The organism is Streptomyces sp. 7R007, from assembly GCF_054850255.1.
Genome location: NZ_JBTWMV010000001.1, coordinates 151,331 through 165,576, shown reverse-complemented (window position 1 = coordinate 165,576; position 14,246 = coordinate 151,331). Strand labels below are relative to the sequence as shown.

Annotated in this window: 8 protein-coding genes; 5 read left to right on the top strand and 3 right to left on the bottom strand. The window is 71.9% G+C overall.

The features are described from left to right. Window positions 1-570 carry an RNA polymerase sigma factor gene (locus ACYF6T_RS00750; protein ID WP_461692510.1) on the top strand — a complete coding sequence of 190 codons (570 nt, stop codon included), beginning with the start codon at window positions 1-3 and terminating at the stop codon, window positions 568-570. 4 nt (window positions 571-574) lie between these two features. Here ACYF6T_RS00750 and ACYF6T_RS00745 read toward each other — a convergent pair whose 3' ends face one another. Continuing rightward, window positions 575-2,956 (bottom strand): SpoIIE family protein phosphatase, encoded by a 2,382-nt coding sequence (locus ACYF6T_RS00745; RefSeq protein WP_461692508.1) that lies wholly within the window; start codon window positions 2,954-2,956, stop codon window positions 575-577. A gap of 257 nt (window positions 2,957-3,213) precedes the next feature. On the opposite strand from ACYF6T_RS00745, the gene ACYF6T_RS00740 reads away from it, so the two are divergent. Next, window positions 3,214-6,309 (top strand): glycoside hydrolase family 2 TIM barrel-domain containing protein, encoded by a 3,096-nt coding sequence (locus ACYF6T_RS00740; RefSeq protein WP_461692506.1) that lies wholly within the window; start codon window positions 3,214-3,216, stop codon window positions 6,307-6,309. Between the two features lie 149 nt (window positions 6,310-6,458). Further along, window positions 6,459-8,702: a glycoside hydrolase family 9 protein gene (locus ACYF6T_RS00735; RefSeq protein WP_461692504.1), complete on the top strand. Its 2,244-nt coding sequence runs from the start codon at window positions 6,459-6,461 to the stop codon at window positions 8,700-8,702. On the opposite strand, the gene qcrB is transcribed toward ACYF6T_RS00735, so the two are convergent. Together qcrB and sigJ are read right to left on the bottom strand one after the other, a co-directional pair. Next, window positions 8,647-10,164, bottom strand: coding sequence for a cytochrome bc1 complex cytochrome b subunit (gene qcrB / locus ACYF6T_RS00730; RefSeq protein WP_461692502.1), 1,518 nt, complete (start codon window positions 10,162-10,164; stop codon window positions 8,647-8,649). The genes ACYF6T_RS00735 and qcrB overlap by 56 nt on opposite strands. Further along, window positions 10,161-11,063, bottom strand: a complete 903-nt coding sequence (sigJ, locus tag ACYF6T_RS00725; protein ID WP_461692500.1) for an RNA polymerase sigma factor SigJ — start codon at window positions 11,061-11,063, stop codon at window positions 10,161-10,163. The genes qcrB and sigJ overlap by 4 nt, the downstream gene beginning before the upstream one ends. A gap of 172 nt (window positions 11,064-11,235) precedes the next feature. On the opposite strand from sigJ, the gene ACYF6T_RS00720 reads away from it, so the two are divergent. Both ACYF6T_RS00720 and ACYF6T_RS00715 read left to right on the top strand, forming a co-directional pair. Further along, window positions 11,236-11,847, top strand: a complete 612-nt coding sequence (locus tag ACYF6T_RS00720; protein ID WP_461692499.1) for a hemerythrin domain-containing protein — start codon at window positions 11,236-11,238, stop codon at window positions 11,845-11,847. 176 nt (window positions 11,848-12,023) lie between these two features. Next, a complete protein-coding gene (locus tag ACYF6T_RS00715) occupies window positions 12,024-14,228 on the top strand; it encodes an MMPL family transporter (RefSeq protein WP_461692498.1) in 2,205 nt (734 codons plus the stop codon). Window positions 14,229-14,246 lie beyond the last annotated feature (18 nt).

Here is a 14,246-nt window from a genome sequence, read left to right as displayed (position 1 = left end):
GTGGACCGATCCCGAGCCGAGCACCCGTGGGCACCGGCCGAAGAGCTCGCCCGTGGCGCGGCGGCGGGCGATCAGGCGGCGCTGGAGGACCTGCTGACGGTGATCGGGCCCGAGGTGCTGCGGCGCTGCGGGCGGTTCCTGCCCTGCCGGGAGGACGCCGAGGAGGCGGCACAGGACGTCCTGCTCCAGGTGGCCCGCAAGATCGGCACCTTCGAGGGGCGCAGCCGCTTCGGCACCTGGCTCTACACCGTCGTCGCCAACTGCTGCCGCCAGAAGTACCGCGAGCTGAAGCGGCGGGCGGCCGAACAGCCCGCCCCGATCGACGTCGAGCGGCACGCCGACCCGCGTACCACGAGTGTCATCGCCGGCTCCCGCGTCGACCTGCTGGAGGCGCTGGACCGGCTGGAGCGCGAACACCCTCAGCTGGTCGAGCCGTTGGTGTACCGGGACATCTGCCGGCTGGAGTACGCGGAGGCCGCCGAGCGCGCGGGCATCCCGCTGGGCACCTTCAAGTCCCGCCTGCACGAGGCCCGCCGGCAGGTCAGGCCGTGGCTGGCCGAGACGCCCTGAGGGGTCAGTCCTCCCCGAGCAGGCCGATCTCCGCCCAGATCGTCTTGCCGTCCGTCGTGTGCCGGCTGCCCCAGCGCTGGGTGAGCTGGGCGACCAGCAGCAGACCGCGCCCGCCCTCGTCCCAGGTCTTGGCGCGGCGCAGGTGCGGGGCCGTGTGGCTGGTGTCGGACACCTCGCAGATCAGCGTGGTCGCGTCGTGGATCAGCCGCAGCCGGATGGGGTGGGCGCCGTAGCGGATGGCGTTGGTGACCAGTTCGCTGACCACCAGTTCGGCGGTGAACGTCGCCTCCGGCAGCCCCCAGGTGTCCAGCTGCTCGACCACCTGCTTGCGGATGGGCGCGACCAGCGACGGGTCGGCCGGGATGTCCCAGGTGGCGACCTGGGAGGCGGGCAGGCCACGGGTGCGGGCCAGCAGCAGCGCCACGTCGTCGTGCGCGCCGCCGACCGGCAGCAGCGTGTGCAGGATGCGGTCGCAGGTCTCGTCCAGCGAGTCGGCGTACGTCGACAGCGCCTCGCACAGCAGCCGGTGGCCGGCGTCCACGTCCCGGTCCCGGCTCTCGATCAGCCCGTCCGTGTAGAGCGACAGCACGCTGCCCTCGGCGAGGTCGAGCTCGGCGCACTCGAACGGCAGCCCGCCCAGCCCCAGCGGGGGTCCGGCGGGCAGCTCGACCTGGCGGGGCTGACCGCCGGGCGGCAGCACGACCGGTGGCGGATGTCCGGCCCGGGCCATCGTGCAGCGCCGGGACACCGGGTCGTAGACCGCGTACAGGCAGGTGGCGCCGACCTCGCCGGGGCTGCCGTCGCCGCCGGACTCCGCGGACAGCCGGACCACCAGGTCGTCGAGGTGGGTGAGCAGCTCGTCGGGGGCCAGGTCGATGTCGGCGAGGGTGCGCACGGCGGTGCGCAGCCGGCCCATGGTGGCCGAGGCCTGGATGCCGTGGCCGACCACGTCGCCGACGACCATGGCGACCCGCATGCCGGACAGCGGGATCACGTCGAACCAGTCGCCGCCGACGCCGGCGCGCGCGGCCGGCAGATAGCGGGAGGCGGCGGCCACCGCGGCCGTGCGCGGCAGCGAGCGGGGCAGCAGGCTGCGCTGGAGGGCGAGGGCGGTCTCGCGCTCGCGGGAGAAGCGGCGGGCGTTGTCGATGCAGACGGCGGCGCGGGCGGTGACCTCCTCGGCCAGCAGCACGTCGTCCGCCGTGAACGGATCGAGCCGCTTGAACCGGCTGAGGACCGCGACGCCGAGGGTCAGCCCGCGGGCCTGGACCGGCACGGACATCACGGAGTGGATGCCGATCTCCTTCACGCGTTCCCCGCGCGCCTTGTCCCAGGTGAGCCAGTGGTCGAGTTCCCCGGAGGCCACGGAGCCGACGATCGTGCGGCCCGCGGTCAGGGAGTCGGCCTGCGGCGAGGACGGAGGGTACTGTTCCAGCTGCCCGAGCTTGGTGACCGCCTCCGGGCTGCCGGGGCTCACCGACTGGTGCGCGGCACGGCGCAGGCCGATCGGCGTGCGGAGCGTCGCGGGCAGCTCGCCGTCGTCCTGCGGGTCCAGCAGGTCGACGCTGACGAAGTCGGCGAGGGCGGGGACGCAGACGTCGGCCAGCTCCTGGGCCGTCCGGGTGACGTCGAGGGTGGTGCCGATGCGTACGCTCGCCTCGTTGACCAGCTGTAGGCGCTCGCGGGCGAGGTAGTTGTCGGTGAAGTCGTGCGCGGCCAGGCATACGCCCCGCACCCGTCCGCCGGCGTCCCTGATGGGGGCCATCCGGGCCAGCCAGGCGTGCGCGCGGTCCTCGCCGCCGGTGCGCATGTACGTCTGCACGTCCCGGGGCCGCCCGCTGGTGAGGACCTCCACCATGTCGGCCTCCAGGTCCTCGCTCTGGGGTTTGCCGCCGATCTCCGGCAGGCGCAGCCCCTGCATGCGCTCCTCCGGCAGGCCGATCACCTCGGCCATGGCGTCGTTGACCCGGCGCAGCCGCAGCCGGTCGTCGTAGACGGCGACGGCACAGGGTGACTGGATCAGCGCCGCCGTGGCCAGCGGGTCGTCGGGGGAGCGGGGGCCGCCGCCGTCCAGCGGGGTGACGACGAGCCACCGGCCCGGGGCTCCGTCCCGGGGCGGCCGGTGGTGGGCGAGCAGCCACACGGAGAGCGGACGGCCGCCGCGGTGGCGCAGCGTCACGGTGCCGTCCCAGCGTGGCCCGACCGGCGGCAGCACGCCGTCGTCGGCGTCTGTGACCAGCAGGTTCGCGGCCGGTCTGCCGAGGACGTCGGCGGCCGGCCAGCCCAGCAGCCGCTCGGCGCCGGCGTTCCACTCCACCAGCGTGCCGAAGTCGTCGATGACAGCCCGTGCCGTCGCGGCATCGTCGAACGGGTAGACCGGGCTCATCGTCGCCACTCCATTGCGCACACTCACAGTGAACAAGCGCGTCACTTGAGTTCCAGCCTAGTGCGTCGGGCTTGCGCACGGACGGGAACCCCCGAGTGCCTGTCGGCCGAGTAGTCAAGAGGCATATTCGGTCGTTGTCATGAGGGGGACAGAAGGGCGGCTCCGGACCCTTGACGGCCGTGTGTGGGGCGCCGTCAGAATCTGTGTGTTCGCGATCAGTTGTGAGTACTTCTGGGCCCTGATGAGGGAGAGCCGCCATGACGGTCACTCGCAGATCGGTTTTGCTCGCCTCCGCCGCCGCCCCGGCGGCCGGCGTCTTCCTGGGCGGTCCGGTGGCGCGTGCCGCCGAGGCCGTCGCCGGCGCACCGGGCCGCCGTACCGTCGCCCTGCGCGACGGCTGGCGCTTCGCGCTGGTCGACCCGGGCGGGATCACCGATCCGACCGGCGCCTACGCGCAGGCCGCCGACCCCGGCTACGACGACTCGGCGTGGCGTGAGGTGGCGGTGCCGCACGACTGGAGCATCGAACTGGCCCCGACGACACAGAACGGCACCACCAGTGGCACCGGCTTCTTCCCGGGCGGCCTCGGCTGGTACCGCCTCGCCTTCACCCTGCCGCCCGCCTACGCCGGCAAGCGGATCTCGGTGGAGTTCGACGGGGTCTACATGGACTCGTACGTCTACTGCAACGGCACCCAGGCCGGCCGCCACCCCTACGGCTACACCGGCTTCGCCTTCGACCTCACCGACCTGCTGCACACCGACGGCACGACCGAGAACGTGATCGCGGTGAAGGTGCAGAACCGGCTGCCCAGCAGCCGCTGGTACTCCGGCAGCGGCATCTACCGCGAGGCCCGCCTCGTGATCACCGAACCCGTGCACGTGGAGCGCTGGGGCACCTACGTCACCACTCCCGACATCACGAAGGAGCGGGCGCTGGTCCGGGTGCGGACCAGCGTGCTGAACGAGTCCGGCGCCGCCGCCCGGGTGGAGGTCCGCTCCACGGTCAAGGACCCCGACGGCCGCACGGTGGCCCGCGCGACCAGCACGGCCGACGTCACCGACAAGGCCGCCGAGACCCACGAACTGACCGTGGCGAACCCGAAGGTGTGGGACTTCGCCACTCCGCACCGCTACACCCTGGAGACGGAACTGCGCGTCGGCGGCGCGATCGTCGACACCTACCGCACGGTCTTCGGCATCCGCACCTACCGCTTCGACCCGGACGAGGGCTTCTCCCTCAACGGCACCCACACCAAGATCAAGGGCGTCGACCTGCACCACGACCAGGGCGCGCTCGGCGCCGCGATCAGCGTCGACGCGGTGCGCAGGCAGATGACCCTGATGAAGTCGATGGGCGTCAACGCCTTCCGCACCTCCCACAACCCGCCCTCTCCGCAGATGATCGAGGTCTGCGAGGAGCTGGGCATCGTGATGATGGTGGAGGCCTTCGACTGCTGGCGGACCGGCAAGACCACGTACGACTACGGCCGCTTCTTCGACGAGTGGTGCGAGAGGGACGCCACCGAGATGGTCCTCGCGGCCCGCAACTCGCCCGCCGTGGTGCTGTGGTCGATCGGCAACGAGATCCCCGACTCCACCTCCACCGCCGGCCTCGCCATGGCCGACCGGATCATCGCCGCCATCAAGGCGGCCGACGACACCCGCCCGCTGGTCATCGGCTCCGACAAGTACCGCAGCGTGCCCGCCAAGGGCTCCGCGGCCGACCTCATGCTCGCCAAGCTCGACGGCCTCGGTCTCAACTACAACACCGCCAAGTCGGTGGACGCCCTGCACGCGGCCTACCCGCACCTGTTCCTGTTCGAGTCCGAGTCGTCGTCCGAGACCTCCACGCGCGGCACCTACCAGGAGCCGGAACACCTCAACACCGGTGAGAACCACACCCCGGGCAAGCGCGCGACCTCCTCGTACGACAACAACCTCGCCTCGTGGACCATGAGCGGCGAGTACGGCCACAAGAAGGACCGGGACCGCAAGTGGTTCGCCGGGCAGTTCCTGTGGTCCGGCATCGACTACATCGGCGAGCCGACCCCGTACAACGTCTTCCCGGTCAAGGCGTCCTTCTTCGGCGCGGTCGACACGGCCGGATTCCCCAAGGACATGTACCACCTCTTCCGCAGCCAGTGGACCGAGGAGCCCATGGTCCACCTGCTGCCCATGAGCTGGAACCACGAGGAGGGCGAGACGGTCGAGGTGTGGGCGTACGCCAACGTCGAGACCGTGGAGCTGTTCCTCAACGGCCGGTCGCTGGGCGTGCGTTCCTTCGACACGAAGAAGACCACCGACGGGCGCGTCTACCTGGAGACCACCGAGGCGACCGGCGACGACAAGACCTTCACCAGCGGTCCCTATCCCGGCAGTTACACCAGCCCGAACGGCAGCGCGGGCAAGCTGCACCTGGTGTGGAAGGTGCCGTTCGCGCCGGGCGAGTTGAAGGCGGTGGCCAGGAGGAACGGCAGGGCGGTCGCCACCGACGTGCTGCGGACCGCGGGCGCGGCCCACGCCGTACGGCTCACCGCCGACCGCGCGTCGCTCGCCGCGGACGGCCGGTCCCTGGTCTTCGTGACCGCCGAAGTCGTCGACGCGCACGGGGTGGTGGTGCCCGACGCCGAGGACCTGATCACCTTCGACGTCGAGGGCGGCTCCCTCGCCGGGCTCGACAACGGCCGCCAGGAGAGCGCCGAGCGCTACCAGGCCGGCACCCGGACCGCCTTCCACGGCAAGGCCCTCGCCATCGTGCGTTCCGGCACCCGGGCGGGCCGCCTGAAGGTGACGGCACGGGCACAGGGGTTGCGTGCGGGCACGGCCACCGTACGCACCACGCCCGCCCGTTCGGCCGCGACCACCCCCGCCCCGGCGTTCCGGCCCGACCCGCCCGCCGCGCCGGACCACCCCCACGCCGACGCCAGTTACTCCGGGCGCCCGGACACGCTGCCCGCCGCGATGCTCGACGGCGACGCGAGCACCGGCTGGTCCAACGCCTTCGTCAAGTCGGCCACGGCGCTGCTGCCCGCCTTCAACGGCGCCCGGCCGAAGGACTGGGTCTCGGTGGACTTCGGGCGCAGCCGCACCCTGAGCCGGGCGGAGATCTCCTTCACCGTGGACGCGACGCACAGCCTGCCGGCCTCCGTCGAGGCGGCGGTGTGGAACGGTGCGAAGTTCGTGCCGGTCACGGGGGCGTCCGTCGACTGGGCGACCTCCTCGGACGCGCCGACCGTCGTCACCTTCGACGCGGTGAGCGGCTCCCGGCTGCGGCTGACCCTGACCAGCGCCCGCCCGGGCGAGGCGGCGGGTGCGGTGCGGATCAGCAGGCTGGAGGTGCCGGCGGGCTGACCGCGGCGGCGGTCCGGGCGGGAAATCCGTCCCGTCCGGACCGTTGACGCGGTGTCATGGCGCGAACAAACATGTGCTGCGTCCGCATCTGGGAGCGCTCCCATGGCGATGGCGAGCGTCACCCGCACCTCACCATGAGGAGCCCAGACGTGAAACGACGCAGAACCGTCCTGCTCACCCTGGCCGCCCTGCTGGGCACCGCCCTCACCGGCCTGCCCGCCGGTCCGGCCGCCGCCGACGAGGTCGAGCAGCTGAAGAACGGCACCTTCGACACCACCACCGACCCCTGGTGGACGACCGCCAACGTCACCGCGGGCCTGTCCGACGGCAGGCTGTGCGCGGACGTGCCGGGCGGCACCACCAACCGCTGGGACGCGGCCGTCGGGCAGAACGACGTGACCCTGGTGAAGGGGGAGTCGTACAAGTTCTCCTTCACGGCCTCCGGTTCGCCGGAGGGACACGTCGCGCGCGCGATCGTGGGGCTACAGGTCTCGCCGTACGACACCTGGTTCGAGGTGAGCCCGCAGCTGAGCGTCTCCGGGGACACGTACTCCTACACCTTCACCTCGCCCGTCGACACCAGCCAGGCCCAGGTCGCCTTCCAGGTCGGCGGCGGCGCGGACGCCTGGCGGTTCTGCATGGACGACGTGTCGCTGCTGGGCGGGGTGCCGCCCGAGGTGTACGAGCCGGACACCGGACCGCGGGTGCGCGTCAACCAGGTCGCCTACCTGCCCTCCGGCCCGAAGAACGCCACCCTCGTCACCGACGCCACGACGAAGCTGCCCTGGCAGCTGAAGAACGCCGGCGGAACGACCGTGGCCCACGGCTGGACCGTGCCGCGCGGCGTCGACGCCTCCTCCGGACAGAACGTCCACTCGATCGACTTCGGCGCCTACCGCAGGCCGGGCAAGGGCTTCACGCTCGTCGCCGACGGGGAGACGAGCCGCCCGTTCGACATCGGCACCGCCGCCTACGAGCAGCTGCGGCTGGACTCGCTGAAGTACTACTACACGCAGCGCAGCGGCATCGCGATCTCCGACACCCTGCGGCCCGGGTACGGCCGTGCCGCCGGGCATGTCGACGTGGCGCCCAACCAGGGCGACGCCCACGTTCCCTGCCAGCCCGGGGTGTGCGACTACACCCTCGACGTCACCGGCGGCTGGTACGACGCGGGCGACCACGGCAAGTACGTCGTCAACGGCGGCATCTCCACCTGGGAGCTGCTGAGCACCTACGAGCGTGAACTGCTCGCCCGCACAGGGGAGTCGGGCAAGCTGCGCGACGGCACCCTCGTCATCCCGGAGAGCGGCAACAAGGTGCCCGACATCCTGGACGAGGCCCGCTGGGAGCTGGAGTTCCTGCTGAAGATGCAGGTACCGGACGGGCAGCCGCTGGCCGGCATGGCCCACCACAAGATCCACGACGAGCAGTGGACCGGCCTGCCGCTGCTGCCGAGCGAGGACCCGCAAAAGCGTGAACTGCACCCGCCGTCCACGCAGGCGACGCTCAACCTGGCGGCGACCGCGGCCCAGGCCGCCCGGCTCTACCGCCCCTACGACCGCGCCTTCGCGGCGAAGGCCCTGACCGCCGCCCGCAAGGCATGGACGGCCGCCCTCGCCCACCCCGACCTCTACGCCTCGGCCGCCGACGGCACCGGCGGCGGCACCTACGACGACACCAACGCCACCGACGAGTTCTACTGGGCGGCGGCGGAGCTGTATCTCACCACCGGCGAGAAGCAGTTCGCGGACTACGTCGTCAACTCCCCGGTGAACAGCGCCGACATCTTCGGCCCCACCGGCTTCGACTGGTCCCGGACGGCCGCCGCGGGCCGGCTGGACCTGGCGACGGTGCCGAGCGCGCTGCCCGGCCGGGACAAGGTGCGCGCCTCGGTGGTCAAGGGCGCCGACCGCTACCTGGCCACCCTCACCGCGCAGCCGTACGGCATGCCGTACGCCCCCGACGGCAACGTCTACGACTGGGGCTCCAACCACCAGATCCTGAACAACGCCGTCGTCCTCGCCACCGCCTACGACATCACCGGCGCGGCCAAGTACCGTGACGGCGCGGTGCAGAGCATGGACTACATCCTCGGCCGCAACGCGCTGAACATGTCCTACGTCACCGGTTACGGCGAGGCCAACGCGCACAACCAGCACAGCCGCTGGTACGCCCACGAACTCGACCCGAACCTGCCCAACCCGCCGAGGGGAACGCTCGCGGGCGGGCCGAACTCCTCCATCCAGGACCCCTACGCACAGAGCAAACTCACCGGCTGCGTCGGCCAGTTCTGCTACATCGACGACATCCAGTCCTGGTCGACGAACGAGACGGCGATCAACTGGAACGCGGCCCTGGCGCGGATGGCGTCGTTCGTCGCGGACCAGGGCTGACCTCATGGCCCACGAGCTCCCCGGGGCGCTCGTGGGCGGTGAGCGTGTGGAGCCGGGCCTGATCGAGCGGCTGGTGCACCTCGACGTACTCGCCGTGCGGCAGCCGCTTGATCACGCCGGTCTCCCGGCCGTGCAACACCAGCTCCCGGTCGCGCAGTTGCAGCCCGAGGCAGATGCGACGGGTGGCGGCGAAGACGACCGCGGGCAGGACGAAGACCGCGACGCGGACCGTCCAGGTGACGGCGTTGATCGACAGATGCAGGCGGGTGGCGACGATGTCGTTGCCGCCGCCCGCCAGCAGGACCAGATAGAGGCTGATCCAGGCCGCCCCGATCGCCGTCCGGTTCGGGCGGTTGCGGGGGCGGTCCAGCAGATGGTGCTCGCGCCGGTCCCCGGTCACCCGGGACTCCAGGAACGGGTAGATCCCGATGAAGACGAGCAGCAGCGGGAAGACCACGACCGGGATCAGCACGCCCAGGACCAGCGTGTGGCCCCACAGCGTGATCTCCCAGCCGGGCATCACCCGCACCAGGCCCTCCGCGAAGCCCAGGTACCAGTCGGGCTGGGCGCCGGTGGAGACCTGATCGGGGCGGAAGGGGCCGTACACCCAGACCGGGTTGATCGTCGCCACCGCCGCGATCAGGCTCAGCGCGCCGAAGACCAGGAAGAAGAAGCCGCCCGCCTTCGCCAGGTACACCGGCATGAACGGCGTGCCGACGACGTTGCGTTCGGTCCGCCCGGGGCCCGCGAACTGGGTGTGCTTGTGGTACACGACGAGGATGAGGTGCGCCACGACGAGCGCGGCCATGACGCCGGGGATCAACAGGATGTGCAGCGAGTAGAAGCGGGCCACGATGTCGTGACCGGGGAACTCCCCGCCGAACAGGAACAGCGACAGGTAGGTCCCGACGACCGGCACCGACAGCAGCGCGCCGTTGACGAAGCGCAGGCCCGTGCCCGAGAGCAGGTCGTCCGGCAGCGAGTAGCCGAACAGCCCCTCGAACAGGCCCAGGAACAGCAGCGTCCAGCCGAACAGCCAGTTGACCTCGCGGGGCTTGCGGAAGGAGCCCGTGAAGAAGTGCCGCATCATGTGCGTGAGCATCCCGGCGACGAAGACCAGCGCCGCCCAGTGGTGCAGCTGCCGGATCAGCAGGCCGCCGCGCACGTCGAAGCTGATGTGCAGGGTGGAGGCGTACGCCTCGGACATGCGCACGCCGTTGAGGGGGACGTAACCGCCGTGGTACGTCACCTCGTTCATCGACGGGTGGAAGAACAGGGTGAGGTAGACGCCGGTCAGGATCAGCACGACGAAGCTGTACAGGCAGATCTCGCCCAGCAGGAAGGACCAGTGGTCGGGGAAGACCTTGCGCAGGTACTTCCGGCCGAGCGTGTGGGTGCCGAGCCGGCCGTCGAGCCAGTCGGCGACCCGCTCACCCCGCCCGGGCGCCTCGGTCGCTCTCATGCCTCCTCCTTGTGCACGTGCGTGAGCTTGTCGGGGTTGGAGACGATGTAGACGCCGTTGATCCGGTCGCCCTCGGGGGTGAGGTCCATGACCATCACGGCGTAGGGCTCCTCGCCCTCGAACAGGACGGCCGCGGCGTCGCCGTTGACGCGCCGGTAGCAGAGGTCCAGCCCCCTTTCCCCGCGGCGGCCGGCACGCGAGGTGATCAGGCGGATCGCCTTGTCGCGGCCGTGCACCGGACGCAGCCCCGCGCCCTTGCGGTTGCCGCCGGCGTCCGTCCACACCGTCACGTCGGGCGCCAGGATCTCCATCAGCGCGGCGATGTCCCCGCCGAGCGCGGCCCGCACGAACCGCTCGGTCGCCTCCTGCCGCACCCGCGGATGCGCCGTGTACCGCGGCCGCCGGGCGTGCACATGGCCCCGTGCCCGGTGCGCGAGCTGGCGTACGGCCGCCGGAGTGCGGTCGATGATGTCCGCGATCTCGGTGTGGGCGTACCCGAACACCTCGCCCAGCACGAACACCGCGCGCTCCAGCGGGGTCAGTGACTCCAGCACCACCAGCATCGCGAGGGAGACGGACTCGGTGCGCAGGGCCGGCGCGTCGGCGCCGTCGTCGTCGGCCACCAGCGGCTCCGGCAGCCACGGGCCGACGTACGTCTCGCGGCGGCGGGTGATGACGGCGCGCCGCTGGATGGCGTGGTTCACGGCGATGCGGACCAGGTAGGCGCGGGGGTTGGCGATCCCGTCGGCGCCCCTGGCCGACCACGACAGCCACGTCTCCTGCAGCACGTCCTCGGTGTCCGCGACGCTGCCCAGCATGTTGTAGACGAGGCTGAACAGCAGCTGCCGATGGTCGATGAAGACATCGGTCGCCTCGTCGGTGACGGTGCTCTCGTTCATGAAGGGCCTCCCCGGTGCCGCGCTCACTACTTCGAGGGCCGGGAGGGGTCCGAATGTGACATCGGCGGGCCCGGTTGTGACGCAGGTCTCAGCGAGGACGGGCGGTGTCACACTCGCCGGCCGTCGCGCCCTCTTGAACGCGAGACCGACGCAGACCGGAGGAAGCGACCAGATGAGCATCGACTTCACCCCGATGTACGCCTCCCACGACGCCTTCCGGCGCGACCTGGAACGCCTGGCGCAGGCCGTGGCCGAGCACCGGGCGGGCACGGCCGGCGTGCGGGCCGGCTGGGAGAACTTCACCCACCAGCTGCACATCCACCACACCGCCGAGGACAGCGACCTGTGGCCGCGGGTGCGCGAGCGCGTGGCGGGACGCTCCCGGGACCTCGCCCTGCTCGACGACATGGAGGCCGAGCACGCCCGCATCGACCCCCTGCTCGCCGCCGTCGACACCGCGCTCACCGAGCGGGCACCCGAACTGCCGGACCTCGTCCGCGCGTTGACGGCCACGCTCGACGACCACCTCAAGCACGAGGAGGACAGCGCCCTGCCCCTGATGCAGGACGTCCTGACGGACGCGGACTGGGCCGCCTTCACCGGCCGCATCCGCCGGACCCAGGGTCTGCGCGGTGCCGCCCTGTTCGTGCCGTGGATCGTCGACGGCGTCCCGCCCGCCGACCGCGCCCGCTTCCTGGGCGCCCTGCCACCGCCCGTGCGCGCCCTCAACCGGCTGTTCTGGGAAGCGGGTTACCAGCGCCGGGGACTGTGGGCGCGCGGTTGAGCCGTGCCGTCCGGGGGCGCCGGTGAAGGGACGGCGCCGGAGACCGGCCCCTGTCCCGGGACCTTCGGCCCCCTGCGCGGGGGCCGCGGGCGTCGCAAGGGTTGGAGACAACGGCCACCGCACGGCGCCGCACCGGGGAGTGACGCCGGGTGGTGGGGAGCGTGCAGGGGGCGTCCATGACACACGCACACAACCTCGCCGCGCGGCTGGGCGGTTGGAGCGCCCGGCACCGGGCCCTCGCCGTCGTGGGCTGGCTCGTCTTCGTGGTCGCCGCCACGCTGGCCGGCTCGGCGGCGGGTCAGCAGCACATGAACGACCAGGAGTACGCCACCGGCGAGACCGCCCGCGCGTGGCACATCCTGGACCGCAACGGCCTGCTGCCGCCCGCGGACGAGATGGTGCTGGTGCACAGCGACACCGGCCGCGCCACCGCGACCGCGTTCCGGACGACCGTGCGGCAGCTGATGTCCGGGCTGCGGGCCACCGGCGAGGTGAGCGACCTGCGCGACCCGTACACCGCCGGCCTGGTCTCCGCCGACCGGCACAGCGTGCTCGTCGAGTTCTCCCTCACCGGCAAGGCGAGCACCGCCTACCAGCGGGTGCAGCCGGTGCTGGACGCCGTGGACCGGGTCCGCGCCGCCCACCCGGACCTGCGCCTGGAGCAGTACGGCGAGGCGAGCGGCGGCAAGTGGTTCCAGGACACCATCCTCAAGGACTTCCACCGCGCCGAGTGGACGGCCATCCCGCTGGCCCTGGGCATCCTGCTGGCGGCCTTCGGCGCGCTGCTCGCCGCCACGCTGCCGGTGGTGCTGGCGGTGACCGCCTTCCTCGCCGCCGACGGCCTGCTCGCGGTGATCAGCCACCGGATGCACGTCGACGACACCACCAGTTCGGTGGTGCTGCTGCTGGGACTGGCCGTCGGCGTGGACTACTGCATGTTCTACCTGCGCCGGGAACGCGAGGAGCGGGCGAAGGGAGCGGATGCGGCGACGGCCCTGCGGATCGCCGCCGCCACCTCCGGACGCTCGGTCCTGGTGTCCGGCCTGACCGTGGTGGTGGCCATGTCGGGCATGTTCCTGTCCGGCATGCTGCTGTTCGACGGGTTCGCGGTGGGGACGATCCTGGTGGTCCTGGTCGCCATGCTGGGTTCGGTAACGGTGCTGCCCGCCCTGCTGTCCCTGCTCGGCGACCGGGTGGACCTGGGCCGCATCCCCGGCCTCGGCCGACTGCGCCGCCCCCGGGGCGGCAGCCGGGTGTGGGGCGCGATCCTGCGCCGGGTGCTGTCGCGGCCGGCCGTCTCGGCGGCCACGGCCGGAGCGTTCCTGCTGCTGCTCGCCGCCCCCGTCCTCACCCTGCACACCGAACGCCTCAGCCTGGACAAGCAGTTGCCCGCCGACACCTCCATCATCCAGACCTACCGGCACATCAGCGCCGCCTTCCCCGGCGGGCCCGGCCCCGCCCGGGTGGTGGTGCAGGCCGACGACGTCCAGTCCCCGGCCCTGCGCCGGGCGCTGAGCGACTTCACCGCCACCGCCCTCGGCACCGGGCTGGTCAACCGGCCCGTCCAGGTCACCACCCATCAGCGGCAGAACGTCGTGGAGATCAGCGTGCCGCTGGCGGGCAGCGGAACGGACGACACCTCACGGCGTGCCGTACGCACCCTGCGCGAGGACGTGGTGCCCGCGACCCTGGGCACGGTGCCCGGAGCGCGCGCTCATGTCGCCGGGGACCTCGCGTTCTCCATGGACTTCAACGACCAACTGGGCCACAGCATCGTGCCGGTGGTCGCCTTCGTCATGGCGGTCGCCTTCCTGGTGATGCTGGTCTCCTTCCGGTCGCTGACCATCGCCGTGGTCTCGATCCTGCTGAACCTGCTGTCGGTGGCGGCCGCCTTCGGCGTCATGGTCGCGGTCTTCCAGCACGGCTGGGGCGCCGGTCTGGTCGGCACGCACGGGGTGGGCGCCATCGAGTCGTGGCTGCCGCTGTTCGCGTTCGTCATCCTGTTCGGGCTGTCCATGGACTACCACGTGTTCGTCGTCTCGCGGATACGGGAGGCGCACGACTCCGGCCTTCCGACCCGCCAGGCCGTCACCCACGGCATCCGCAGCACCGCCGGGGTGGTGACCAGCGCGGCGGTCATCATGGTGGCCGTGTTCGCGGTGCTCGCCACCTTGTCGATGCAGGACTTCAAGCAGATGGGCGTCGGGCTCGGCGTGGCCATCCTGCTCGACGCCACCGTCGTGCGGGGTGTCCTGCTGCCCTCGGTGCTGGCGCTGCTCGGCGAGCGCACCTGGTACCTGCCGCGGTGGCTGTCACGGCCCGGCGCCCCGGCCGGGCGGCAGCCCGTCACCCGGGACCCGGCGGCCGCCGGCGGAAGCTGAGCGCTGCGCGGTACCGCG